The sequence below is a fragment of the Rhizobium sp. YJ-22 genome, assembly GCF_029601685.1.
In the GTDB taxonomy this organism is placed as follows: Bacteria; Pseudomonadota; Alphaproteobacteria; order Rhizobiales; family Rhizobiaceae; genus Metarhizobium.
On sequence record NZ_JARRIR010000006.1, the window covers coordinates 312,690 to 337,511 of the forward strand.

Here is a 24,822-nt window from a genome sequence, read left to right on the forward strand (position 1 = left end):
GTTTCTTCGCTACCGCTGGACAGTTTTGCGCGACATGCTCAGAGCCGCTGGAAGACCGTATTGCCGACCTGCCGGAGGGGCAAGTCTATACCGGTGATCGACTCGGAATGGCCGATGAACAGGAAGCCGCCCTTTTCCAGGCAGTCGCACAGCCGCTGCAGCACGCCCGTCTGGGTCTTCTTGTCGAAATAGATCAGCACGTTGCGGCAGAAGATCAGATGCATCTTGCTGCGGATCGGATAGGCCGGATCCATCAGGTTCATGCGCCCGAAGCCGACGCGGGCACGCAGGCCCGGCACGATGCGCACCTCGCGACGCGTCGCATCCAGCGCCGGCATCACATAGCGGTTGCGCAAGGGGGTGGGCACCGGCACGACCATGTCGGCGGTATAGATGCCGCGCCTTGCGACATCGAGGACTTCGGTGCTGAGATCGGTGGCTACGATGCCGTAGCTGAGGCCGGAGCGGCCATCGATGAAATCGTCCATTACCATCGCCATGGTATAGGGCTCGGCGCCGATGGAGCAGGCAGCACTCCAGGCGCGGATGTCATAGACGCCGTTGCCGACCAACTCCGGCAACGCCTGGTTCTTCATGAAGGCGAAGTGGTTTGGCTCGCGGAAGAAATCGGTCTTGTTGGTGGTGACCGCGTCGATCAGGTAGATCGCCTCGCTCTCCAGCCCGCCCTGCTGAAACAGGAAATGGCAATAATCGTCGAAGCTGGAATGGCCGGTCGCACGCAAGCGGCGGCGCAGCCGGCCCTCGAGCATGGTGATCTTCGCCGCCGGCATCTTTATGCCGCTGTAATTGTAGATGTATTCGGACAGCTTCTCGAAATTGCGCTTGCTGATCCGGTCGTCGGCGGATTGGAGAACGCGACTGACTGCACTCATGAACGCGGACGCTCCCTTGAAGCATCGACGGGCACGCGAAACCCTGTCCCGTCCATGCTGGAAAACAAAGAGGTGGCGCGCGTTTGCGCGCCATGAAGTCGGCTCAGGCCGCGCGGCGCGCGGCGAGGATCGCGGCATCCTCGCTCGACAGCAGCCGGGCGAGGTTGATGATGACGACGAAGCCGTCGTCGCGGCGCACGACGCCGTCGATGTAATCCGACTGCCAGCGCGCGCCGATATCCGGCGCCGGCTCGATCTTGTCACGCCGGAACGGCGTCACTTCGAACACCCGGTCGGCGACCATGCCGAGCGTCAAGGTGCGCTCGGCCAGCGGAATGTCGAGCACCAGCACCCGCGTGTGCGGCGTCGGCACCATGCGCGACAAGCCGAGCTTCAGGCGCAGGTCGATGGTCGGCACGCCCTGGCCGCGCACATCCCGCAGGCCCAGCAGGTAATCGGGACCGTTGGGAATCTTGAAGGCTTCCTCATGGTCGAGAATTTCCCGGACCACCTCGACCGGCACGGCGAAGACTTCGTCGCCGAGCGCAAAGGTCACGAACTGGGCTTCTGCGGAATTGTTGGCCATGGTTACATGCTTTCCCTGAAGGCGAGGTCATCCTCATCTGGGCCGCCCATGCTGAGATCGAGGGCGAAGCCCTTGACCCGCGCCTGCTGGGCGGCGACGGACTGCGTGGCGGCCGGGCGGGCCGCCGGCTTGGCGGCCGGGCGGATGGCGCGGACATTGGCGGCAGCGGCAGCGCGTGGAACGGCACGAGCCGCCACTTTACTGCCACGCTGGTCCTCGACCTTGAAGAAGGCGATGGAGGTCTGCAGTTCCTCGGCCTGGGCGGCGAGTTCTTCCGACGTCGCCGACATCTGCTCGGAGGCGCCGGCATTCTGCTGCGTCACCTTGTCGAGTTGCTGGATCGCCTCGTTGATCTGCGAGGCACCGATATCCTGCTCGCGGCAGGCGGCGGTGATTTCGGAGACCAGTTCGGCCGTCTTGCGGATATCCGGCACCAGACGGGTCAGCATCTCGCCGGCTTCCTGGGCAGCCTTGACGGTATCGCCCGACATGGCGCTGATTTCAGCAGCGGCGGATTGCGAGCGTTCGGCGAGCTTACGCACTTCCGAAGCGACGACCGCAAACCCCTTGCCATGTTCACCGGCACGCGCTGCCTCGACGGCGGCATTGAGGGCGAGGAGGTCGGTCTGGCGGGCGATTTCCTGCACGATCGAAATCTTTTCGGCAATCGTACGCATGGCGGAGACGGCGCGGTTGACGGCATCGCCAGAGGCTTCGGCATCCTTGGCCGACTGGCGGGCGATCTTTTCCGTCTGGGCGGCGTTGTCGGCGTTCTGCTTGATGTTGGCGGCCATCTCCTCCATCGAGGCGGAAGCCTCTTCGGCGGATGCGGCCTGTTCGGTCGCGCCTTGGCTGACCTGTTCGGACGAGGCCGAAAGCTGCTGGCTGCCCGCGGAGACGTTTTCCGATGCCGAGATGGCGTCGGCGACGACGCCGCGCAGACGCTCGACCATGCTTTCCAGCGCCAAGCCCAGCGTATCCTTATCGGAGAGCGGCTTCGGCGTGATCATCAGGTCGCCGGCGGCGATCTTGTTGGCGACGTCGGCGGTGTTGCGCAGATTGCCGGTCATCGTCGTCATCGCATTGACGAGATCGCGGATTTCATCATTGCTCTTGTGGGTGACGTCCTTGCTGAGATCGCCGATGGCCACCGCATCCGCCAGTTCGACAGCGCGGCGCAGGCCACGCGAGATGTTGAGCACGATCCAGACGGCAAACGCGATCGAAATCACGGCGACGACACCGACCATGGTGAACAGCAGCAGGCGCGACTGGGCATATTGGGCGTCGGTCGCGGCATCGGTTTCCTTGACGTTGCCGGTCACCGTATCGTCCAGCTTGCCGAGAATGGCGACCAGTTCCGCGGTGATCTTCTGGCCTTCGCCCATGGAAAGCCGCGAAGCCTGCACATTCGAATCCGAGGTATTCTCGGTGGCGAGCGCGGCGATGCGATCCTGGATGGCGGTCCATTGCGGAAACAGTTCGCCAAACTTCACCATGAGATCGCGAACATCCGGATCGTCGGATTGGGCCAGTTGCTCCTGAACCGTCTTGATCGTGCCGCGCTGCTGCGAGATTTCGTCGATGTATTCGCCGATTCGCGCCGCTTCCGTATTCAGGATCGCGTTCTTCTCCGCCTGGATCGACGAGGACACGGCGCTCGACAGGTCGCCCGATTGACGCAGGTTCGCCACCGGCCCCTGAACCATCACGGTGATCGCATTGTTGAGCGACGAGAGGTTGTAGATCGCCAGCCCTGCCATCGCGCACGTCATGAAGACGATAAAGGCGAAGACCAGTCCGAGTTTCATTTTAATGGTAAAGCGCATTGCTTCAGGTTCCCGTTTGTCCGTCAGTCGGGGCGATCGCCCGTGATCCGTTACAGCAAGGGTAGCGATGCATTCACGCCGTGCCGTCCGCTTGATTCGCGCATATCAGGCCGGACAAGCATCGTCCGGCAGTCGACGGCCGCAGATTGCGGCCGTCTGAATTCTGTTTGACGCTGCAGCCTTCAGGCGCTCTGGCGGAAGGCGTCGTCGTCTTCGTCGGGGCCACCCATGCTGAGATCGAGGGCGAAACCCTTGACCCGCGCTTGCTGGGCGGCGACCGTCTGGGCGGGGACTGCCCTTGCCTGCGGCTTAGCCATCTGCTTGATCGGGCGGACGGCGCCCTTGGCGGCGGCGGCTTTGCGCTGCGGCTTGATGCTCGCGCCGCCGTCCTCGACCTTGAAGAAGGCGATGGAGGTCTGCAGTTCTTCGGCCTGGGCGGCGAGTTCTTCCGACGTCGCCGACATCTGCTCGGAGGCGCCGGCATTCTGCTGCGTCACCTTGTCGAGTTGCTGGATCGCCTCGTTGATCTGCGAGGCACCGATATCCTGCTCGCGGCAGGCGGCGGTGATTTCCGAGACCAGTTCGGCCGTCTTGCGGATATCCGGAACCAGACGGGTCAGCATCTCGCCGGCCTCCTGGGCAGCCTTGACGGTATCGCCCGACATGCCGCTGATTTCGGCAGCGGCGGATTGCGAGCGTTCGGCGAGCTTACGCACTTCCGAAGCGACGACCGCGAAACCCTTGCCATGCTCACCGGCACGCGCTGCCTCGACGGCGGCGTTGAGGGCGAGGAGGTCGGTCTGGCGGGCGATTTCCTGCACGATCGAAATCTTTTCGGCAATCGTACGCATGGCGGAGACGGCGCGGTTGACGGCATCGCCCGAGGCCTCCGCATCCTTGGCAGACTGGCGGGCGATCTTCTCGGTCTGGGCGGCGTTGTCTGCGTTCTGCTTGATGTTGGCGGCCATTTCCTCCATCGAGGCGGAGGCCTCTTCGGCGGATGCAGCCTGCTCGGTCGCACCTTGGCTGACCTGTTCTGACGAGGCCGAAAGCTGCTGGCTGCCCGCGGAGACGTTTTCCGACGCCGAGAGCGCATCGCCAACGACGCCGCGCAGACGCTCGATCATCGAGTCGACATAAGAGAGCAGGTCGCCGATTTCATCCTGACCTTTGTGTTCAGGAGCGCGCGTCAGGTCGCCTTCGGCAACCGAACGCACGGCCTCGCTGGCGCGGCGCAGCCCGCGGGAGATCGACAGGATGATCCACAGCGCGGCGGCGGCGGCGATCAACGTCGAAGCGGCCAGCAGGCTCATCAGCGTCAGGCGGCTGTTCTCATAGGTGGTGATCGCGGCCTGGAGATCTTCCTTCTGCCGCTCACCGTTGAAGGCGACGAGATCCGACAGCGCCTTGACGGCGGTTTCGCGCGCTTCGCGCATCGGGCCGTTGGCCATCTGGATGGCGAGTGCATCGTTGTTCTGACGGGCAGCGGTCTGAAGATCGGCCATCTGGTTCCAGTAAAGTGGCCATTTCTGTTCGAAATCCTTCAGTATCGCCCGGCCGGCTTCGGTGGACAGCCTCGCGCGAACATCCTCGCTCGCCGTCACGATCCACCGGTTGTCCTCGGCCATCGACTTCGTCAATGCGTCGATTTCAGCCACATCGGAGCTGAGCAGCATCTGGCGCATGGTGTTGGAGATGCGGGTCGCCGCCGTCTGCATTTCGCTCAGTTCGATGCTGTTGGCCGCACGGAGATTGACGACGCGATCCATCTTGTCATTGAGGTCGGCGAGGCTTCCGACGGCGATGAACATGCTGACGCCGGATAGCGCGATGACTGCCGCGAAGGTGGTTACGAGTTTTGCTTTGATCGTGACGCGCATGGTCAAATTCCTTTTTTGTGGCTGCTCACAGTCCGGCTCTGTACTGACGTCACTTTTCGGCCTGGGTGGAAAAAATTACTTCAAGATCGGGAACAATGATGAAATCCGTGCCACGCTTGACGAGGCAGGAAATGAAGTCGGCCCGCCATTTCATGCCGACGCTGGGCGGAAGCTCGGACGCTGTTCTTGCCAGCGTCGTCACCTCGTTCACCTTGTCGGTGCGGATGCCGATCAGGTTGATTTCGCCGTCGAATTCCATTTCGATGACGATAATGCGGCTGTCGATGGTGGCCTTCACCGCCTCCATGCCGAAAGCAATGCGGATATCGGCGAGCGGAATGATCCGGCCGCGGAAATTGATGACCGATCCGACGAAATCCTTGGCGCCCGGCACCGGCGTTTCCGGCACGAGATCGAGGATTTCGCGGACGATGACCGCCTCCAGCGCAAAGGTTTCGCCGGCGATGTCGAAGGTCAGGACTTCGATTTCCTCGGCATCGCGCCACACGGCGTCGGGGACTTTTCTGAGCGGCTGGTTCATCCGGCGATACGCATCTGCGCCTCCTGCTGCTGGCCTGCCGCCACGAGGTGGACGACATCCAGAATGAGAGCGACGGAGCCATCCCCGAGGATGGTCGCACCGGAGAATGTCGCGACGTCATGGTGCAGTTTCGACATGGCCTTGATGACCGTCTGGTGATCGCCGATGATCTGGTCGACCACCAGGCCGACACGCTCGGCGCCGGTGGAAATGACCACGACTTTCTGGAACGGATCGGGCTTGGTGCCGGTGCGGAACAGATCCCGCAGGCGGATGAACGGCACAAGGCTGTCGCGCAGCGAGATGAAGGAACGGCCGCGCGAGCGCAGATCCTCTTCCAGCGACAATTCGAGGCATTCCTCGACCGCCGAGAGGGGAATGACATAACGACCGCCGCCAACGCGTACCAGCAGGCCTTCGATGATGGCGAGCGTCAGCGGAATACGCAGCGAGATTTCCGAACCTTCGCCGGGCACGGTCGAGACGTCGATGGCGCCGCGTAGCGCATCGATGGTCTTCTTGACCACATCCATGCCGACGCCGCGGCCGGAGAGATTGGTGACCGCCTGCGCCGTCGAGAAGCCGGGCTGGAAGATCAATTGCAGCACTTCCTGGTCGCTGAGCACCGCATTCGGGGCGATAAGGCCGGAAGATTCCGCCTTGGCGCGCACCCGGTCGCGATCGATGCCGCGCCCGTCGTCCTTGATGGTGATGATGACTTCGCCGCTCGCCTGACGGGCCGAGAGCGTGACCCGGCCGGCCTGCGGCTTGCCGGAGGCCAGACGCTGCTCGGGGGTTTCCAGCCCGTGGTCGACGGAATTGCGCACCAGATGCACCAGCGGATCGGCAAGGCGCTCGATGACGGTCTTGTCGACCTCGGTGGTCTCGCCTTCGGTGACCAGCTCGATGACCTTGCCGGTCTCGCGGGCGAGATCGTGGACAAGGCGGCGGAAGCGGCCGAACAACGTGCCGACCGGCACCATGCGCAGCACCATCATCGTATCGCGCAGCTCGCCCGAGAGCCGTTCGATGTCCTCGGAGACGGCGCGCATCTGGATATCGGCATGGCCGGCGAGCTGCCGCAGGCGCGACTGGGCGATGACAAGTTCGCCGACGCGGTCCATCAGTTCGTCGAGACGTTCGGCCGGCACACGCACGCTCTCGGCGGCGCGGTTCTGCTTGGCATCGGCGGCAGCGGGTGCGGCATCTTTCTGAACAGGCGCAGGCACAGCGGCGGGAACCGGGGCATTTTCCGTCAGTGTTGCACGTTCGGCGGCAACCGGCTGGGCCGCAACGGCCGGCTTTTCCGGCTGGATTGTGAAAGTTGCGGCCCGCAGCGGCGCGATATCCAGTTCCATATCGTCCATCACGAAGATGAACACGTCCTCGATCGCCGATTTCGGCTGGGCGGTGACGAGATCGACGGTCCAGGCGGCGTGGAGGTCGCTGGGGTCGAGCACGTCGAGCGAGGGCAGAGTGGGGAAATCGACCTTGATCGTCGCCGTGCCGAGGTCGCGCAACTCGTCGAGCAGGCCGAGCGGATTGGTGCCGTTGGCCATGGCGTTGCGCGGCAGGCTGAAGCGCACGCGCCAGGCGGCTTCCTTGGGTGCGGCCGGCGTGGCCGGCTCGCCATTCTTGACGGCCTCGACGGCGCGGTGCAGGTTGGCGAGGATCTTTGCCCCGACCGGCTCCAGCTCGTCGGAGGGGCGCTCGACCAGCAGGCGCATATGGTCCTTGGATTCGAGCACCACCGAGACGATCTCGACGGTGGCGGCGACCTCGCCCTTGCGCACCTTGTCGAAAACGGTCTCGCAATGATGGGTGAAGGCCGCCAGCGCCTCGAAGCCGAACATCGCGCCCGATCCCTTCAGCGTATGCAGGCTGCGAAAGACCGCGTCGATCTGATCCTTGTTGGACAGATCGTGCATGAGGTCGAGCAGGCCGATCTCGATCTGTTCGAGAAGCTCGGCCGCTTCGGTCCTGAACACTTGAATGGGATCGGGAAAACTCATTTTCCGAGGACCTTCCTGACGATCTTGACGAGATTTTCCGGGTCGAAGGGTTTGGTCAGCCAGCCGGTGGCGCCGGCGGCTTTCGCACGCGCCTTGAGGTCGGCATCCGATTCCGTGGTGAGGAAGATGATCGGCGTGCCCGTCAGGCTCGGCACCTTGCGGATTTCCTCGATCATGGTCAGGCCGTCCATGATCGGCATGTTGAGATCGGTGACGATCAGGTCGAAGCTGTCGGCCTTGGCCTTGTCCAGCCCTTCCTGGCCATGCACCGCTTCGGTGACGTCGTAGCCCGCATTCGACAGGGCGACACGGGTGGTCAGCCGGATGCTGGCGGAATCGTCAACGGTGAGAATACGCGCACTCATACTTATCAAACCTCGCGATGGAGCCAGAACGATGCGTGTTCCGGCGAAACCTGGTCCAGAAAGCCTGCCCGCCGGAGGACGTCGAGCACGGCGCCCTCGGCAGGTGCCGAAAGCGTCAGCGTCTTGCCGACGACCCTTGCGTAAAGGCGGGCAGCCTCGATCATCTGGACGAAACTGAAATCGACCTCGCGGCACGCGGTGATGTCGAGCACCACGGCATCGCCGCCCAGAAGCGCCGCCAGTAGTTCCGGCTGCAACTCCTTGACGGTGCGGATGTTCGCCCTCTCGGGAAGACGTGTTTCGCTACGGTTTCTGCTGACGTCTGCCATCCCAACCCCGCCGGTGACAATACTTTCAAATCGTCAACGAAGGTTTCATTTCAGGCTTAACAAAGGGTAAACGGGCACTACTCAAAGATGCCGCTTCTGTACCGAAACGCGTATGAATTCTCGCCTGTTATTTCTTGGGATGCGGCGAAAACACCTGATTTCCAGGCCCATCGCGAAAGGAGGAATTCGAAGGGTTTGTTTCAGCCCACATTAACATTAATGGCCGAAAACCGGCGCGAACAGCAGTTTTACCGCGCGGCACGCAGCTCTGTTTACCGGTTTTTTCCGGGACGATAGTATTTTCAAGTAATTCTAATAAACAAGCGAAGGTATCGCCGTGCAAGCCAGCGCTAAACTTGTAAAAGACTTCGAAAACAACGACCGTGCCGCTCTGGATACCATGTTGCTTGGCGCCCACAGCCAGGTGGAGGCGCGTTTTCTCGACGGCGGCACGGTTCTTCTGTCGATCATGGACGTCATCGCCAAGCTGATCGGATCGCTCGACCGGCTGACGGGCTCGCTCGACCAGGAGACGACGCAGGGCACGGTCGGCGGCATTCTGAAGACGGCGGAGCGGCTGGCGGCACTTCCTTCACGGGAGGCAGGACGCCAGGAAAGTTTCGAAACACTGTCGATGACGGCGGCCAAGATGCACAGCCATGTCTGTGACATGCAGGAGACGATGCGCTACCTGCGCACCTTCGCCCTGACTGCCAAGATCACCGGGGCCGGCATTCCGGATTTCGCCGGTTTCGCGGAAGAGATCCTCGAACGCATTCAGTCCGGTTCGTCGGAAGTCAACCGCTTCGCCTCCCAGCTCTCGACGCTGGATGCGCAGCTTCGCCGCGCCCGCGGCTTCGCCGCCACCATCGCCACCGAATATTCGAGGACCGTGCCGCAGATCGTCACCGATCTCCGGGAAAACGCCGCCAAGGTCGGCACCCATCATCAGAAGCTCGGCAAGATCGCGCAGGACGTCTCGCGGCTGGCGCGCGGCGTTCAGTCCAAGATCGCCACCGTGCTTTCGGCGCTGCAGATCGGCGACATCACCCGCCAGCGCATCGAGCATGTGCAGGCGAGCTTCAGGCTTTACGAAGAGTTGGTCGCAAGCGACGCGACGCTGAATGCCGACGCCAAGGCACGGATGATGAACGTCGTCTACCATCTCGCCGCCGCCCAGCTTGCCGAGATGGTCGAGGATTTCCAGCGCGAAAGCCGCAATGTCGTCAGGAACATGTCCGGTTTCGTCGACGACACCCGTCGCATCATGCAGCTTCGCGATGCGATGACACAAGGCGGCGACGGGCAGAATTTCCTGAGGACGCTGGAAGGCAGCGTCGAGGCGGGCGCGGCCCTTGTCGGGCGTGTCAAGGCGGCAAGCGGCGAAGCCGATCAGGTCGCCGCCTCGACAACGGGCACGGCCAAGGATCTGCTGGCGGCGATCACGGTCATCCGCGCCATCAAGAGCGACATCAACTATATGGCGCTCAACACCAATCTGCGCTGCTCGCGGCTTGGCGAGGAAGCCCGCTCGATCAACGTCGTCACCGCCGAACTCAGGCTGTTCGCCGCCAAGCTGGAGGAATCCGCCGAAACGGTGGTGCAGCAGCTCACCATTCTCGACGATGCCGCAAAGGGGCTTTCCGCCAACGGCGCCACCGGCGCCGACACCATCGACCAGCCGCTGGCCGACGCCCTGCAGATGATCCGCGACGCCGGCGCGACGATGGACACGCATCTGGCCGAACTGGCCGCCGAAGGCGAGCAGATGTTCAACCAGGTGGGGCGCTCGATCAAGACGCTGGATTTTGAAAGCGAACTCGGCGATGTGCTGGAACGGTGCGCCGCGGAACTGGCGCATCTCGCCGGGCCTGACATCGCGGATATCTCCGACCTCGCCGCCAAGGCAGAGGAACTCGGCCAGCGCATCCACAAGACCTATACGATGGCGCAGGAGCGCAGCGTGCATCAGCATTTCCTGCCGGCGACCGCCGCGAGCGCGCCCGCCGTCGAGACCGCGCCGGCCGCATCGTCCGGCGACGACGAAGAAGATCTGTTCGCAGACGCGCTTTTCTGATCCTTGCGGTCCGCGCGACCCCTTTGAATTGGGGATCGGCGCGGGTTGCGTCCTTGACATTGCCGGCGGGAGACACGAGGGTCGCCCACATCCCCCGCGCCCGGAATCGATCAGGACAGCGACGTTGCGTATACTTCAGGAAGCCCATTTCCCCGAACTGCCGAACTATTATCGCGGCAAGGTCCGCGAAAATTACGACCTGCCGGACGGGCGGCGCATCATCATTTCCACCGATCGCCTCAGCGCCTTCGACCGCATCCTCACCTGCATCCCCTACAAGGGCCAGGTGCTGACCCAGACGGCGCGCTACTGGTTCGAGAAGACCGGCGACATCTGCCCCAATCACGTACTCGACTATCCCGATCCCAACGTGGTGATCGGCGAGCGGCTGGATATCCTGCCGGTCGAGGTGGTGGTGCGCGGCTATCTCGCCGGCACCACCGGCACCTCGATCCTGACGCTGTACAGGAGGGGCGAACGCGAGATGTATGGCGTACGCCTGCCCGAGGGTATGCGCGACAACCAGAAGCTCGACCAGCCGATCATCACGCCGACCAGCAAAGCCTTCGATGGCGGCCATGACGAGCCGCTGACGCCGGCCGAGATCGTTTCCAAGGGCCTGCTGACGCAGGCGCAGTGGGATACGCTGTCGCGTTATGCGCTGGCGCTGTTCGCCCGCGGCCAGCAGATGGCCGCCGAGCGCGGCCTCATCCTCGTCGACACCAAGTACGAATTCGGCACCGACCGGAACGGCGCCATCAAGCTTGCCGACGAGATCCACACCCCCGACAGCAGCCGCTACTGGATCGCCGCCACCTATGACGCCGCCTTCCAGGCCGGCACGCGGCCGGAAAGCTTCGACAAGGATTTCGTGCGCGCCTGGGTGGCCGAGCGTTGCGACCCCTACAAGGACGAGATTCCCGAAATCCCAGGGCAACTGGTGGAAGACACCTCCAAAGTCTACATCCGCGCCTTCGAGCAGATCACCGGCCAGACATTCGTGCCCGATGACAGTTTTGCCACGCCCCGCGACCGTGTCCGTGCCAATCTGGCGCCCTATTTTACCTAGAGTTGACCTTGTGCGCCCAAAGCGCCAGACTCAGCTACTAAGGGACCCTTAGCATAACCGGGCCGTTCCGGCCCGGCTCACGGTCGAGGACACGAACGCAATGCGCAGGCCGCGCCGCAAAGCCGAGGAAACGCGCGAGGATATTCTGCTGAAGGCGGAAGAACTGTTCCGCGCCCAGGGTTTCTCGAAGATTTCAATCGCGGACATCGCCGCAGCGCTGGGCATGTCGCCGGCAAATGTCTTCAAGCATTTCCATTCGAAGACGGATCTGGCGGTCGCCATCACCGAGCGGCACATCAACCGCATGACCGCCCATATTGCCGCTCTCGACGTCATCGTCCCGCCGGGAGACCGGCTGTTGCGCGTCGCGCAGCGGCTGATGGAAAGCCATCTCGAAGACCTGCATCAAAGCCCCTATCTCTTCGAAATGGTGTTGATGACCGCCGACACCGACTTTCCCAGCGGCCGGCTCTACAAGCGGCTGCTGGAAGAAAAGTTCGAGACGATCATCCGCGCCGGCGTCGACGCCGGCATCTATCATTGCCCCGATCCGGCCGAGAGCGCCAAGGCCGTCAGCGCCGCTCTCGCCAGCGTTCTGCACCCCATCTTCCTGGTGCGGTGCCATCAGGAAGAACTGCCGGAACGATGCCGGATTCTTGTGGATCTGATCAATACTGCACTGCAAAATCCGCTTGCCAGGTGACGATTCATAAGTTACGTCACTTTCACGACGATGCCGGAGTCCTTCCGGCAATTTCAGTGGCGTGAAGTGTTGCAAATAGGTCGGCTCGATGAGAATTCGATGATCTGGAAAACGGACTTCAAAAAATTGGCCTTTGTAAATTTCACCTGAAGCAACACTCTCTTACCGTGCCCGATCTGGCAGGTACACTTAATCGAATGGATATTCTCATGGCCCGACGTCATGCGCTGATCATAGCCCTCCTTGCCGCTGCCGGCATGGTCGCCGGGTGCAACGAAAAAGGCGAGCAGAAGGCGGCCGGCGGCAACGGTGCAGCCGCCGCGCAGGAAACCCCTGTCAGCGTTGTCACCATGAAACAGCGCGAGCTGCCGTTTACCGCAAGGCTGCCCGGCCGCGCGGTCGCCTTCCAGACAGCGGAAATCCGCCCGCAGGTGTCCGGCGTCGTTACCTCCGTCGCCTTCAAGGAGGGCGGCACGGTCTCCAAGGGCGAGTTGCTCTACCAGATCGAGGACCGCAGCTATTCGGCGGCCCTTGCCCAGTCGCAGGCGGCGGTCGCCAAGGCGCAGGCCGCCGTGCCGACCGCCGAGACCAACCTTGCCCGCTACCAGCGCCTGGTGAACAGCGGCGCCACCCAGATTGAATACGAAAACGCCAAGGTGACCCTGCTGCAGGCCAAGGCAGACGTCGAATCCGCGCAGGCGGCACTGCGCTCTGCCGAGATCAACCTCGATTACACCAAGATCCGCGCCCCCTTCGACGGTATCGCCAGCGCCACCGGCATCAATGTCGGCAACGTCGTCACCGCCAACCAGACGACCTCGATGATGACGCTGCGCCAGATCAACCCGATCTATATCCAGCTCACCGAATCGAGCACCAACCTGCTGAAGCTCGAGCGGATGCTCGCCTCCGGCGACCTCAAGGGATCGCCCAAGGATGCCGTCATCCGCCTGACGCTGGAAGACGGCAACGAATACGACCATACCGGCACGCTCGACATGTCGGAAATGGCCGTCAGCGAAACCACCGGCACCTTCAACATCCGCGCCGTCTTCGAAAACCCGAACCGCCGCATCCTCCCGGGCATGTATGTCCGCGCCACCGTCGAGATCGGCCGCGAGACCGGCTACCTGATCCCGCAGCGCGCGGCGACGCGCGACGCGCGCGGCAAGCTGACCGCCCAGTTCGTCTCCGCCGAGAACACGGTCGAGGTCCGCACCTTCGAGGATGCGCGCACATCCAACAATTCCTGGCTGGTGACCAAGGGCATCAAGGACGGCGACAAGCTGATCGTCGATGGCTTCCAGTGGATCGGGCCCGGCGCCAAGGTCAAGCCGACCGAGGTGCAGATCGACGAGGACGGCCTGGTCATGGAGCAGACGGCACAGGCCGCGCCCGCCGCCCCGGCAGCCGCCAATTGACGCCTGAAGCCCTGCGGCCCGCGCGCGCCACCCGCGCCGCAGGCCGCAGTTTCGATGTGTAGCAGCGCCTCCCGCGCGTGTCGCCCACCGACGCGCGGCGCTGCCGGAACCGTTCAGAACGCCTGGAAGAACCCGCATGGCTCATTTCTTCATCCAACGTCCGATCTTCGCCTGGGTCATCGCGATCGTCATCATGCTTGGGGGCGCACTGGCGATCTTCACGCTGTCGATCTCGCAATATCCGGAGATCGCGCCGACCACGGTGCGCATCACTGCCGCCTATAACGGCGCCAGCGCCGAAACCGTCGAGAAATCGGTGACGACCCTGATCGAGGACGGCATGACGGGCCTCGACGACCTGACCTACATGACCTCGTCCTCGACCACCGGCAGCGCCGAAGTGTCGCTGACCTTCGGCAACTCGGTCAATCCCGACATCGCCCAGGTCCAGGTCCAGAACAAGCTGCAGCTCGTGCAGTCGCAGCTTCCCGACGTCGTCCAGCAGGCCGGCATCACCGTGTCGCGCTCGACGTCGAGCATCCTCATGGTCGGCGCGCTGGTCTCGGTCGACGGCAAGCGCAGCTCGGTCGATCTCGGCGACCTCGTCTCCAGCCAGATCGAGGACCAGATCAAGCGCCTGGAAGGCGTCGGCAGCATCAATATCTTCGGCTCGGGCTATGCCATGCGCATCTGGCTCGATCCGTTCAAGCTGCAGAAATACCAGTTGACCCCCGCCGACGTGACTTCGGCGATCCAGGCGCAGAACACCCAGGTTTCCGTCGGGTCGCTCGGCGCCCAGCCGCTCGCGCGCGGCCAGCAGATCAACATCACCATCACCGCGCAGAGCCAGCTCAACACCGTCTCCGAATTCGAATCGATCATCCTCAAGGTCGAGAAGGATGGCGCCACCGTTCGCCTGAGCGACGTCGCCCGCATCGAGATCGGCGAGGAGAGCTATGGCGGCGCCACACGCGCCAACCGCATGCCCGCCAGCGGCTTCGCCGTCAACCTGGCGACCGGCGCCAACGCGCTCGATACCGCCGCCCGCGTCAAGGATGCGCTGAGCGCCATCGCGCCCACCCTGCCGCATGGTGTCGAGATCCAATATCCTTACGACACCACGCCCTTCGTCAAGCTGTCGATCGAGAAGGTCGTCGAAACGCTCGTCGAAGCCATCGTGCTCGTCTTCGTGGTGCTGCTGATCTTCCTGCAGAACCTGCGCGCCACGCTGATTCCGATGATCGCCGTGCCGGTGGTGCTGCTCGGCACTTTCGGCATCCTGGCGATCACCGGCTACTCGATCAACACATTGACCATGTTCGCCATGGTTCTCGCCATCGGCTTGCTCGTCGACGACGCTATCGTCGTCGTCGAGAACGTCGAGCGAATCATGAGCGACGAGGGCCTGCCGCCGCGCGAGGCGACGGAAAAATCCATGGGCGAAATCACCGGCGCCATCATCGGCATCGCTCTGGTGCTGACCGCCGTGTTCATTCCCATGGCCTTCTTCGGCGGCTCGACCGGCATCATTTATCGCCAGTTCTCGGTCACCATCGTTTCGGCCATGCTGCTCTCCGCGCTGGTCGCCATCGTGCTGACGCCGGCGCTCTGCGCCACGATGCTGAAACCGATCGACCATCACAAGAAGGGCCGCGGCCCGGCCGCCTGGTTCAACCGCGGCTTCGACGCAACGACGCGCGGCTATGTCGGCACCATCGGCGTCCTGCTGAAATGGCCGGTGACGGTCATCGCCGGCTTTCTGTGTATCGTCGGCGCCTGCGCCTTCCTGTTCACCAAGCTGCCCAGCTCCTTCTTGCCGCAGGAAGACCAGGGCGTGTTGTTGACGATCATCCAGACGCCGACCGGCTCGACGACGCAACGCACCGAGGCCGTGCTGAAGAAGGTCGAGGACTACTTCCTCGAAAAGGAAAAGGGCAACATCACCGCGGTCTTCGGCGTGCTCGGCTTTTCCTTCTCCGGCACCGGCCAGAACAACGCCATCGTCTTCACCAAGCTGAAGGATTTCGCCGAGCGCAAGAATCCGGACCAGTCGGCGCAGGCGATCGTCGGCCGCGCCATGGGCTATTTCTTCACCTTGCGCGACGCCCAGGTCTTCCCGCTGGCCCCGCCTGCGATTCCCGGCCTCGGTACGTCGAGCGGCTTCTCCATGTATCTGGTCGATAGCGGCAAGCACGGCAACGACGCCCTGACCGAAGCCTCCAAGAAGCTCATCCAGCTCGGCAATTCCAGCGGCAAGGTGGTGGCGCTGCGCTCCAACAGCCGCGATGCGGAAACGCAGATGAAGATCCTGCTCGACCAGGAGAAGCTCGGCGCCATGGGCGTGGATCTGGCCTCGGTCAACTCGATGCTGTCGACGATCTTCGCCGGTCGCGACGTCAACGACTTCACGCTCAACAACGAGCTGAAGCCGGTCTATGTCCAGGGCGACGCGCCGTTCCGCATGCAGCCGGACGATCTGCAATACTGGTATGCCCGCAACCAGCAGGGCGAGATGGTGCCGTTCTCCGCCTTCAGCCGTCTGGACTGGATTACCGGTCCGCCGGCGCTGGCGCGCTTCAACGGCAGCAGCGCCATCTCGCTCGACGGCAGCGCCGCGCCCGGCGTCAGCTCCGGCGACGCCATGAACGAGATCGAACGGCTGACGGCCGGGATGGAAGGCGGCTATACCGTCGCCTGGCAGGGAATATCCTATCAGGAGCGTCTGTCCGGTTCGCAGGCGCCGATGCTCTATGCGCTGTCGGTCCTGGTCGTCTTCCTCTGCCTTGCCGCGCTCTATGAAAGCTGGTCCATCCCCTTCTCGGTCATCATGGCAGTGCCGATCGGGGTGCTGGGCGCGTTGGGGGCAGCGATCCTGTTCGGCCAGTCGAACGACGTCTATTTCAAGGTCGGCCTGCTGACCACAATCGGCCTGGCGGCGAAGAACGCGATCCTGATCGTCGAATTCGCCAAGGACCGGCAAGCCGCGGGAGCGGGAATCATCGATGCGACGCTGGAGGCGGCGCGGTTGCGCCTGCGACCCATCATCATGACCTCGCTCGCCTTCATTCTCGGCGTGGTTCCGCTGGCGATCGCAACCGGGGCGGGTTCTGCCGCGCAGAATGCCATCGGCATCGGGGTGCTCGGGGGTATGCTTTCTGCAACACTCCTCGGAATTTTCTTCGTACCCTCCTTCTTTGTGGTGGTTCGCAGGGTTTTCGGAAGTGCAAGGCGTTAAAATTTCATGTACGCCTGCACTCCGGGGATTCGAAAACATGTTGCAGACCGGATGGTTCAAGGCCGGCAAGCTGAAAGCATAATGGGCGCCGCCGGTGCGTAACGACCGGCAGGCTGAACTATGAAATGTGTAGGATAAGAAGATGATGTCCATTCGAGCTGCCGCCGCCTTCGCCGGTCTGTTGACGCTGTCGGGCTGCGTAGTCGGTCCTGATCACCAGGCGCCGGAGATGGTGCTTCCGGCCAAATTCGCAGAAGGCGGTGTCAAGTCCAATGGCGATATCGCCATGAAGGACTGGTGGACCGCATTCCGCGACAAGCGCCTGAACGGTTATGTCGTCCAGGGCCAGGAACAGAACCTGACGATCCTCCAGGCACTTGAGCGCATCAATGCCGCCGAGGCCAACGTCGTCTCCGCCGGCGCCGGCGCATTGCCGCAAGGGCAGCTTGGTGCCTCGCATACGGTCAGCGGACAAGGCGGTAGCCGGAACCTGCGCACGCAGACGGATGTCCGCAACATCTCCAGCGGCAGCCTGTCGGTATCCTGGCTGCTCGACCTGTTCGGCCAGTATGCCCGAGCACGCGAAAGTGCCGTGGCCTCGCTGGACGCGGCCTATGCCGATATCGACATCGCGCGGCTGACCCTGCTGTCCAACGTCGTCTCGGCCTATATCGATGCGCGTTACTACCAGGAACTGCTGGCGATTTCCCGCAAGAACCTGGCGTCCCGCCGCGAGACGCTGAACCTCACGCGCTTCCAGCTCGAAGCCGGCGCCGCTTCCCGCCTCGACGTCGTGCAGGCAGAAGGTCTGGTCAACTCGACGCTGTCGGAAATCCCGGGGCTCGAAACCCGCTTCCGCGTTTCCGTGCATCGCGTCTCGACATTGCTTGGCCTGCCAGCCTCGACGCTGATCGGCGACATGCAGAAGAGCGGCGGCCAGCCGGTGGCGCGCATGAATGTCCGTGCCGGCGTCCCGGCCGATCTCATCCGCAATCGTCCCGACATCCGCCGGGCGGAGCGCGAACTGGCGGCGGCCGTCGCCAATATCGGCGTCGCCGAAGCGCAGCTCTATCCGTCGATCACGCTGGGCGGCAGCATCCAGCCGAGCTATCTCGGCTCCAGCTCGATCAAGGGCGGCCTCGTCAACTGGTCGTTCGGCCCGAGCATTACGCTTCCGATCCTGGATGGCGGCCGCCTGAAGGCCGGTGTCGATATCGCCAAGTCCAATGCCAAGACGCAGTATCTGGTCTGGAAGGCGACGGTTCTGAACGGCGTCGAAGAGGTCGAGAACGCGCTCGCCGCCGTCTCGCGCGATGCCCAGACGGTCTCGGCGCTGCGCGCCCAGGTTCGCTCCTACGAAGAAGCCCTGACGCTGGCCACCGCCAGCTACAAGGACGGCGCCTCCTCGCTGCTCGACGTGCTCGACGCCCAGCGTCAGGTCTCGGCGGCGCAGACGAGCCTCGCCCAGGCGATCCAGCAGCAGGCCCGCGACTACGTTTCGCTCAACGTCGCCATTGGCGGCGGCTATTCGCCGGACGGCAGTTCGCCCGCGGTCCAGAAGGTCGTCGCGACCAAGACGACCAAGGTCGTCGTCGCCAACTGATGGACGGGGTGGCGCGATTCGCGCCGCTCTTTTCGAAACATGGAAAAAGCCCCGCCCGGTTGTTCGAGCGGGGCTTTTCTTTTGGCGACAGCCCGGATTCGTCAGGATACCCGAACGCCGTCCGGGCCGAAGGCGTGCAATTGCGCCTGCGGAAAGGCGATGGCGATCTCACCGCGATAGGCAAGCGCGGCTCGGTCGAGGGTGAAAATCTTCAGCGGCAGGCCATGCAGCGACAGGTGCAGGATGATGCCGAAGCCGGTCGGTTCGATCAGGTCAACACGGGCGGAAAGACCGGTCGCTGTGTCCGAGATTGTCACATGCTCGGGGCGGATGCCGAGCGTCATCGACGTTCCCTCGACAAGCGGCAAGGGGCCGGCCAGCGGCACCACGGTCCCGTCCTTGAGGCGCGCTGCACCGCCGGCATAGGTGGCGTCGAGGAAATTCATGCCGGGCGAGCCGATGAAGCCGGCGACGAACAGGTTGGCTGGGCGGTCATAGAGATCGAGCGGGCTGCCGACCTGCTGCACCACCCCGCCATGCATGGCAACGATCCGGTCCGCCAGCGTCATCGCCTCGATCTGGTCGTGGGTCACGTAGATCGAGGTCGCCTTGAGGTCGCCATGCATCTTCTTGATTTCGGCACGCATCTGCTCGCGCAGGCGGGCATCGAGGTTCGACAACGGCTCATCGAACAGGAAGGCCTTGGGCTGGCGCACGATGGCGCGGCCCATGGCGACGCGCTGGCGCTGACCACCGGAAAGCGCCTTGGGACGACGCTCCAGGAAGGGTTCGAGACCGAGTTTCGCCGCCGCGCCGGCGATCGCCTTATCGATCTTTTCCTTGGCGGTTTTACGCAGGCGCAGGCTATAGCTCATATTGCCGGCGACATTCATGTGCGGATAGAGCGCATAGGACTGAAACACCATGGCGATATCGCGGTCCTTGGGCGGCAGCTCGTTGACGCGATTGCCGGAAATGCGGATCTCGCCGTCGGTGACCTCTTCGAGGCCGGCGACCATGCGCAGCAATGTGGATTTGCCGCAACCCGATGGGCCGACGAGCACGATGAACTCGCCGTCGCGGATGCGCAGATCGACCCCGTGCAGCACCTTGACGGCGCCATAGGATTTCTGGACGTTTTCAATATCGATCGAAGCCATGGGATCAACCTTTGACCGCGCCAGCCGTCAGGCCCTGCACGAGATAACGCTGGATGAGAAGGAAGAAGAGGCCGGCGGGGATGAGCGCGAGAATGCCGGCCGCCATCATCTGCCCGAAATCGACCGAGAATTTCGACACGAAGGTCAAAAGCCCGACAGGGAAGGTGGCGGCGGCATTGCCGTTGATCAGCATCAGCGCGAAGAGCAGCTCGCTCCAGGCGGCGGTGAAGACGAAGCCGAGCGTCGCTGCGATGCCGGGCAAGGTCAGCGGCAGGATGATCTGCCGGAAGGCGACAAACTGCGTCGCCCCGTCGATCATCGCCGCCTCCTCCAAATCCTTGGGAATGCCGTCGAAGAAGGACTGCATCAGGAAGGTGGCGAATGGGACGTTGAAGGCAGTGTAAACGATGACGAGGCCGGTCAGGCTGTTGGTCAGGCCAATGGGCGAGAGGATCTTGAAGATCGGCGCCACCAGCATGACCAGCGGAAACATCTGCGTCAGCAGCATCAAGGCCACGATCAGGTATTTTCCGCGAAAGCCGAAGCGCGACAGGGCATAGCCTGACAGCGAGGCTGCGATCGTCACGACGATAGCGGTGGAGGCCGAGACGATCAGGCTGTTCTTGAAGAAGGTCGGGAAATCGCTGTGGCGCAGCACGAAGCCATAATGCTCGAAGGTGGTGCGAGACGGCCAGAGCCGCACGCCTTCGGTATAGAGCAGATCGTTCGGCGTCACCGAGACCTTGAACAGCCAGAAGAGTGGAAACAGGGCGAAGGCGATGTAGATCAGTATCGCCAGGCGATGGGCCAGCAGCGGCAGGAGCGACCGTCTCATGGGCTCAGTCCTTATTCAAAAGCGTCTGGCGCAGCAGGATGATCAGCAGCGAATAGGCAAGCAGCAGCAGGAGCAGCACCAGCGCCACCGCCGAGGCATAGCCGAAATCCAACCGCTTGAAGGCCTGGGTGAAGATGTAGCTGGCGACGATCTGCGTCTTGTCGGCCGGCCCGCCGCCGGTCATGACCACGATCAGGTCGGCGAAATTCGAGATCCAGACGGTGCGCAGGAGCACGGTGATAGCGATCGTCGGCGCCAGGAAGGGCAGGGTGATCGAGCCGAAGCGCTGCCACCAGCCGGCGCCGTCGATTTCGGCGGCCTCGTAGAGATCGCGCGGGATCGCCTGAAGTGCCGCCAGCAGGGTGATGGCGAAGAAGGGAATGCCCCACCAGACATTGGCGACGATCGGCCCCCACATCGCATGGTTCGGATCCGAGAGGATATTGCCGGGCTCGCTCATCAGCCCCAGGCCATAGAGCCAGTGCGGGATCGGCCCGATGACCGGATTGAACAGCCAGGCCCAGTTGAGGCCGGCGAGGAAGGACGGCACCGCCCAGGGCAGGAAAACCAGCGCCTGCGCGATGCCGCGGCCGGTGAACGGCTTGTCGAGCAGCAAAGCGAGGATCAGGCCGAAGATGAATTGCAGGAAGACCGAAGCGCCGGTCCACCACAGCGTATTGCGCAAGGCTCCGTAGAACGCCTTGTCCTTCGCAAGCTCGCGAAAATGGTCGAGACCGATGAAGCCGCCGGAAAACGGATTGAGCAGTTGGATATCGCGGAAGGCATAGGAAATACCGATCGTCAGCGGCACCAGCATGACCGCGACGATCAGGATCAGCGCCGGGGCACTGTAGAGATAGGGCTGGGCGGCGTCGGCCAGACGCGCAAGCCACGGCTTCCGGTCGCGGCGCGCAAACGACGCATCGGCTTGAAATGTCATCGGCCAAATTCCCCTCGCGGCGTTTTCTCGCCGTCTGTCGGCAGGATGGGGCGGCGATGGTCTGCCCACCGCCGCCAGAAGGATTTATTTGTTCAGATGTTTCTGCTGCGCCTTGGTGAGATAATCAGCCCACTGGTCGGCCAGTTCCTTCGGCGAGATTTCGCCCAGCAGCGCCTGCTGCGAGGTCTTGATCGCCAGCGAATCCTTGAAGAAGGCGAATTCTTCCAGATAGGTCGGCATCACCGTCGGCGTGGTGTTCGGGTCGGCCAGTTCCTGGAACCAGCCCTTGAACTGGTCGCCGGCATAGAAGGGATCCTTTTCGGCGCTGGTATAGGCGGGCAGGGCGCCGATGCGCTTGTTCCACTCGATATTGCCTTCCGGCCCTTCGAGCGTGGCGATCAGCTTCCACGAAAGATCTTTGTTCTGGCTGGAGTTGAACATCGACCAGCCGCCGAAGCCGATGGTCGGGAAGGACTTGCCACCCGGCCCCTTGGGGAGCGGCGCGACGCCGAAATCGTCCTTGTTCATGCGCTCTGCAATGGCGATCAGCGCATCCGGATCCTGGTCGAGGAAGGCGCAGGTGCCGGAATAGAAGCCGGCGACGACTTCATTGAAGCCCCAGTTGACGCTGTCCTTCGGCGCGTAGCCCTTCTTGTAGAGGTCGACCATCCACTCCAGACCCTTGGCCCAGCCTTCGCTGTTCATGGTCGAGGTGCCATCTTCGTTGAAATATTTATTGTTGCCGGCCATCGAGGCGGCAAAGATCATCCAGCCGTTCAGCCCGCCCGGGCCGCCGCGCATGCAATAGCCATACTTTCCGGGAAGTTTCGAGATCGCCTCGGAAGCCTTGGTGAAGTCCTCCATGGTCTTGGGCGGCTCGGAAACACCGGCCTGCTTCAGCAGCTTCTTGTTGTAGAACATGGCGCGCAGATAGAAGCCATAAGGCAGCATATAGGCGGTCTTGTTGACGTCACGGCCAAGCTCCAGCGCGCGCGGCGTCAGTTCCTTGGTATGCTCCCACTTCTCCAGATAGGGTTCGAGGCTTTCCAGCATGCCGTTATTGGCATAGAGCGACAACCAGGTGTCTGGCATTTCCATGACATCGGGAATATCGCCGGCCGAAACCATGGTGGCGAATTTCTGGAAGGCCTCGTTCCAGGGCAGCGAGATGATCTCGACCTTGGTGCCCGGATTGGCGGCTTCGAACTTGCCGACGATGGATTTCAGCGTCTCGGTGCGCTCCGGGCTGGTGATGACCTCAACCAGCTTCAGCGTCGTATCGGCCATGGCCGTGCCCGCCATCATCGTAGCGAACAGGGTGGCAGTGATCAGTTTCTTCATCATTCTTTCCCCTCCTTTGGTTTTGATAACACTGGATGAACTAGGTTTTACTCCTGGCGGCGCCCAGCGCCCGCTCGATATCCGCCCACAGCGCCTCGACGCCTTCGAGGCCGACATGCAGGCGGACGGACCGCGCGGAAATGCCGAAGGTCTGCGCGGAATTGGGTTGCGCCTTCTGCTCCAGCACGACGTCGCCGGGCACGATCAGGCTCTCATGGCCACCCCAGCTCACGCCGAGCTTGAACAGTTGCAGCGTGTCGGCAAAGGTCCTGACATCGACGCCCTCGCGGAAAATGAAGGAAAACAGGCCGGATGTGCCGGTGAGCCCGGCCGGCAGGCGATTGGCAAGGCCGGGATGGCAGACCGCCTCGATCTCGTCCAGCGCCTGAAGCCGCTGGGCGATGGTCATCGCCGCCGCCTCATGCGCCTTCATGCGGATCGGCAAGGTGCGCAGGCCGCGCAGCAGCAGCCAGGCATCGAAGGGCGCCATCTTCGCCCCGAGATAGGGATAGGCTTCCGCCCGGATGCGGCCGATCAGCTCCTTCGAGCCGGAGACCACGCCGGAAACGACGTCGCTATGCCCGCCGAGATACTTTGAAGCCGAATGGATGACGAGGTCGACGCCGAGCGTAAGCGGCCGCTGGAAGATCGGGCTTGCCCAGCTATTGTCGATCATGGTCAGCACGCCATGGCGTTTCGCCAGCGCCGCCAGGGCGCCGACGTCGTGGGTTTCCATCACCCAGCTCGTTGGGCTTTCCATATAGAACAGCTTGGCGCCGGGCAGCGCCCTGGCGACCGCCTCCTCGTCGCGGCCGTCGACATAGGTCACCTCGACCCTCATCCGCTTGAGATGCGTGCCGAACAGGCGGAAGGCATCGGGATAGACATGGCGCACCGCGACGATGCGGTCGCCCGGCTCGACGAAGCTCAGGACGGAAGCGGAAATCGCCGCCATGCCGCTGGCGAAACCGAGGGCGTCCTCGCCGCCTTCCAGCCTGGCCAGCATCTCCTCAAAGGCGCGCACGGTGGGGTTCAGCCCGCGCGTATAAATCGGCCGGACGATCTCGCCGCGATAGGCGGACACCATCTCGTCATAACTGCCGAAGGTGAACAGCGAGGTCTGGAAGATCGGCGGTACGACGGCATCGGCGAAATGGCCGGCATCATGGGCGGTGATCAGGGAAGCCAGATCGAAGGGATCGGCATCATGGGTCATCGGGACATGTCCTTGATGTCTTCCTCGACGACGTCGAGGATTTTCAGCGTCTCGCGCCGCGCCGCCTCGGTATCCTGGGCGGCGATGGCGTTGAACAGCGTGCGGTGATAGGGGAAGGAGCGGCGGGCGAAATCCTGCCGGTCGAAAGGATGCTCCCAGAAGCGCTCGAAGGTCTCGCGCATCTGCTCCAGAAGCTGGCGAAACAGGGGATTGTGGGTGGCATCGTAGATCGCCAGGTGAAAGGCCAGATCTTCCGGCCCGGAAGCACCCTTTTCCAGATGCACCCGCTCCATCTCGTCGAGCTTCTGCTCGATGCGGCGCAGATCCTCCGGCGTCCGCCGCCGCGCCGCAACCATGCCGGCCTCGCATTCGATGCCGCGGCGCACCTCCAGCGTCTGTAGCAGCACGTCGCGCAGATGCACGGTGTCCAGCGACAGCGGCATGTGGATGGTCGCCTTGGAAATCGGCTTCAGCAGATAAGTGCCGCTGCCCTTGCGGGTTTCGATGACGCCGAGCGCCTGGAAATGGCGGATCGCCTCGCGGATGGTGGAGCGGCCGACGGCCAGCGCCTCCATCAATTCGCGCTCGGCCGGCAGACGGTCGCCAGCCCGCAACCGGGCGTCGGCAACATAATCCACCAGCGCTTGCGTGACCTGCCGCGCACGGTCCATCGGCGGCAGCGGCCGTATGACCGGCCGCGACGATTGCTCTGCCATTCCCCGTTCTTTCGTTCCCGCTTCCCTCGCTTCCGCAGCCGGAGATACGGCACGGGCGGAGATTATTGGTC

Annotated in this window: 20 protein-coding genes; 6 read left to right on the forward strand and 14 right to left on the reverse strand. The window is 63.1% G+C overall.

From position 1 onward, the window contains the following. Nucleotides 1-38: 38 nt before the first annotated feature. From P7F60_RS16385 to P7F60_RS16420, 8 genes are all read right to left on the reverse strand, one after another. Nucleotides 39-893, reverse strand: coding sequence for a CheR family methyltransferase (locus P7F60_RS16385; protein ID WP_277918800.1), 855 nt, complete (start codon nt 891-893; stop codon nt 39-41). Nucleotides 894-996: 103 nt separating this feature from the next. Continuing rightward, entirely contained in the window at nt 997-1,479 is a 483-nt protein-coding gene (locus P7F60_RS16390) for a chemotaxis protein CheW (RefSeq protein WP_277918801.1), read from the reverse strand. Between the two features lie 2 nt (nt 1,480-1,481). Beyond that, a complete protein-coding gene (locus P7F60_RS16395; protein ID WP_277918802.1) occupies nt 1,482-3,308 on the reverse strand; it encodes a methyl-accepting chemotaxis protein in 1,827 nt (608 codons plus the stop codon). 182 nt (nt 3,309-3,490) lie between these two features. Continuing rightward, on the reverse strand, nt 3,491-5,188 hold the full coding sequence (locus P7F60_RS16400) for a methyl-accepting chemotaxis protein (RefSeq protein ID WP_277918803.1): 1,698 nt from the start codon (nt 5,186-5,188) through the stop codon (nt 3,491-3,493). A 49-nt stretch (nt 5,189-5,237) separates the two neighbouring features. Further along, the gene (locus P7F60_RS16405) at nt 5,238-5,729 is read right to left on the reverse strand and encodes a chemotaxis protein CheW (RefSeq protein ID WP_277918804.1); all 492 of its coding nucleotides are present in this window, start codon (nt 5,727-5,729) and stop codon (nt 5,238-5,240) included. Then, nucleotides 5,726-7,741, reverse strand: coding sequence for a chemotaxis protein CheA (locus P7F60_RS16410; protein ID WP_277918805.1), 2,016 nt, complete (start codon nt 7,739-7,741; stop codon nt 5,726-5,728). Before P7F60_RS16410 ends, P7F60_RS16405 begins: the two co-directional genes overlap by 4 nt. Continuing rightward, nucleotides 7,738-8,106, reverse strand: coding sequence for a response regulator (locus P7F60_RS16415; protein ID WP_277918806.1), 369 nt, complete (start codon nt 8,104-8,106; stop codon nt 7,738-7,740). Before P7F60_RS16415 ends, P7F60_RS16410 begins: the two co-directional genes overlap by 4 nt. A 5-nt stretch (nt 8,107-8,111) precedes the next feature. Beyond that, nucleotides 8,112-8,435: an STAS domain-containing protein gene (locus P7F60_RS16420; RefSeq protein ID WP_277918807.1), complete on the reverse strand. Its 324-nt coding sequence runs from the start codon at nt 8,433-8,435 to the stop codon at nt 8,112-8,114. A gap of 400 nt (nt 8,436-8,835) precedes the next feature. On the opposite strand from P7F60_RS16420, the gene P7F60_RS16425 reads away from it, so the two are divergent. The 6 genes from P7F60_RS16425 (at nt 8,836) to P7F60_RS16450 (ending at nt 18,543) form a co-directional block, all read left to right on the forward strand. Next, complete coding sequence (locus tag P7F60_RS16425; RefSeq protein ID WP_277918808.1) at nt 8,836-10,512, forward strand: chemotaxis protein; 1,677 nt, start codon at nt 8,836-8,838, stop codon at nt 10,510-10,512. 124 nt (nt 10,513-10,636) lie between these two features. Next, nucleotides 10,637-11,581, forward strand: coding sequence for a phosphoribosylaminoimidazolesuccinocarboxamide synthase (locus tag P7F60_RS16430; protein WP_277918809.1), 945 nt, complete (start codon nt 10,637-10,639; stop codon nt 11,579-11,581). Between the two features lie 100 nt (nt 11,582-11,681). Continuing rightward, a complete protein-coding gene (locus P7F60_RS16435; RefSeq protein ID WP_277918810.1) occupies nt 11,682-12,284 on the forward strand; it encodes a TetR family transcriptional regulator in 603 nt (200 codons plus the stop codon). 209 nt (nt 12,285-12,493) lie between these two features. Continuing rightward, on the forward strand, nt 12,494-13,705 hold the full coding sequence (locus P7F60_RS16440) for an efflux RND transporter periplasmic adaptor subunit (RefSeq protein ID WP_277918811.1): 1,212 nt from the start codon (nt 12,494-12,496) through the stop codon (nt 13,703-13,705). Nucleotides 13,706-13,841: 136 nt separating this feature from the next. Then, entirely contained in the window at nt 13,842-16,940 is a 3,099-nt protein-coding gene (locus P7F60_RS16445; RefSeq protein ID WP_277918812.1) for an efflux RND transporter permease subunit, read from the forward strand. 142 nt (nt 16,941-17,082) lie between these two features. Further along, complete coding sequence (locus tag P7F60_RS16450) at nt 17,083-18,543, forward strand: efflux transporter outer membrane subunit (RefSeq protein ID WP_277918813.1); 1,461 nt, start codon at nt 17,083-17,085, stop codon at nt 18,541-18,543. Nucleotides 18,544-18,644: 101 nt separating this feature from the next. On the opposite strand, the gene ugpC is transcribed toward P7F60_RS16450, so the two are convergent. The 6 genes from ugpC to P7F60_RS16480 form a co-directional block, all read right to left on the reverse strand. Next, nucleotides 18,645-19,703: a sn-glycerol-3-phosphate ABC transporter ATP-binding protein UgpC gene (gene ugpC / locus P7F60_RS16455; RefSeq protein WP_277918814.1), complete on the reverse strand. Its 1,059-nt coding sequence runs from the start codon at nt 19,701-19,703 to the stop codon at nt 18,645-18,647. 4 nt (nt 19,704-19,707) lie between these two features. Further along, nucleotides 19,708-20,538, reverse strand: coding sequence for a carbohydrate ABC transporter permease (locus P7F60_RS16460; protein WP_277918815.1), 831 nt, complete (start codon nt 20,536-20,538; stop codon nt 19,708-19,710). Between the two features lie 4 nt (nt 20,539-20,542). Further along, nucleotides 20,543-21,478, reverse strand: a complete 936-nt coding sequence (locus tag P7F60_RS16465) for a sugar ABC transporter permease (protein WP_277918816.1) — start codon at nt 21,476-21,478, stop codon at nt 20,543-20,545. A gap of 84 nt (nt 21,479-21,562) precedes the next feature. Then, nucleotides 21,563-22,819 carry a sugar ABC transporter substrate-binding protein gene (locus P7F60_RS16470; RefSeq protein WP_277918867.1) on the reverse strand — a complete coding sequence of 419 codons (1,257 nt, stop codon included), beginning with the start codon at nt 22,817-22,819 and terminating at the stop codon, nt 21,563-21,565. Between the two features lie 40 nt (nt 22,820-22,859). Continuing rightward, nucleotides 22,860-24,035, reverse strand: coding sequence for a PLP-dependent transferase (locus P7F60_RS16475; protein WP_277918817.1), 1,176 nt, complete (start codon nt 24,033-24,035; stop codon nt 22,860-22,862). After that, nucleotides 24,032-24,751 carry a FadR/GntR family transcriptional regulator gene (locus P7F60_RS16480; protein ID WP_277918818.1) on the reverse strand — a complete coding sequence of 240 codons (720 nt, stop codon included), beginning with the start codon at nt 24,749-24,751 and terminating at the stop codon, nt 24,032-24,034. Before P7F60_RS16480 ends, P7F60_RS16475 begins: the two co-directional genes overlap by 4 nt. Nucleotides 24,752-24,822: the final 71 nt, after the last annotated feature.

Excerpts from the sequence above, each read along its gene's own strand:
- P7F60_RS16390 (WP_277918801.1), bottom strand. The coding sequence starts at position 1,479 with ATGGCCAACAATTCCGCAGAAGCCCAGTTCGTGACCTTTGCGCTCGGC.
- ugpC (WP_277918814.1), bottom strand. The coding sequence starts at position 19,703 with ATGGCTTCGATCGATATTGAAAACGTCCAGAAATCCTATGGCGCCGTC.
- P7F60_RS16465 (WP_277918816.1), bottom strand. The coding sequence starts at position 21,478 with ATGACATTTCAAGCCGATGCGTCGTTTGCGCGCCGCGACCGGAAGCCG.
- P7F60_RS16435 (WP_277918810.1), top strand. The coding sequence starts at position 11,682 with ATGCGCAGGCCGCGCCGCAAAGCCGAGGAAACGCGCGAGGATATTCTG.
- P7F60_RS16425 (WP_277918808.1), top strand. The coding sequence starts at position 8,836 with ATGTTGCTTGGCGCCCACAGCCAGGTGGAGGCGCGTTTTCTCGACGGC.
- P7F60_RS16410 (WP_277918805.1), bottom strand. The coding sequence starts at position 7,741 with ATGAGTTTTCCCGATCCCATTCAAGTGTTCAGGACCGAAGCGGCCGAG.
- P7F60_RS16470 (WP_277918867.1), bottom strand. The coding sequence starts at position 22,819 with ATGAAGAAACTGATCACTGCCACCCTGTTCGCTACGATGATGGCGGGC.
- P7F60_RS16480 (WP_277918818.1), bottom strand. The coding sequence starts at position 24,751 with ATGGCAGAGCAATCGTCGCGGCCGGTCATACGGCCGCTGCCGCCGATG.
- P7F60_RS16415 (WP_277918806.1), bottom strand. The coding sequence starts at position 8,106 with ATGAGTGCGCGTATTCTCACCGTTGACGATTCCGCCAGCATCCGGCTG.
- P7F60_RS16440 (WP_277918811.1), top strand. The coding sequence starts at position 12,494 with ATGGCCCGACGTCATGCGCTGATCATAGCCCTCCTTGCCGCTGCCGGC.
- P7F60_RS16450 (WP_277918813.1), top strand. The coding sequence starts at position 17,083 with ATGATGTCCATTCGAGCTGCCGCCGCCTTCGCCGGTCTGTTGACGCTG.
- P7F60_RS16460 (WP_277918815.1), bottom strand. The coding sequence starts at position 20,538 with ATGAGACGGTCGCTCCTGCCGCTGCTGGCCCATCGCCTGGCGATACTG.
- P7F60_RS16445 (WP_277918812.1), top strand. The coding sequence starts at position 13,842 with ATGGCTCATTTCTTCATCCAACGTCCGATCTTCGCCTGGGTCATCGCG.
- P7F60_RS16400 (WP_277918803.1), bottom strand. The coding sequence starts at position 5,188 with ATGCGCGTCACGATCAAAGCAAAACTCGTAACCACCTTCGCGGCAGTC.
- P7F60_RS16385 (WP_277918800.1), bottom strand. The coding sequence starts at position 893 with ATGAGTGCAGTCAGTCGCGTTCTCCAATCCGCCGACGACCGGATCAGC.
- P7F60_RS16405 (WP_277918804.1), bottom strand. The coding sequence starts at position 5,729 with ATGAACCAGCCGCTCAGAAAAGTCCCCGACGCCGTGTGGCGCGATGCC.
- P7F60_RS16420 (WP_277918807.1), bottom strand. The coding sequence starts at position 8,435 with ATGGCAGACGTCAGCAGAAACCGTAGCGAAACACGTCTTCCCGAGAGG.
- P7F60_RS16475 (WP_277918817.1), bottom strand. The coding sequence starts at position 24,035 with ATGACCCATGATGCCGATCCCTTCGATCTGGCTTCCCTGATCACCGCC.
- P7F60_RS16395 (WP_277918802.1), bottom strand. The coding sequence starts at position 3,308 with ATGCGCTTTACCATTAAAATGAAACTCGGACTGGTCTTCGCCTTTATC.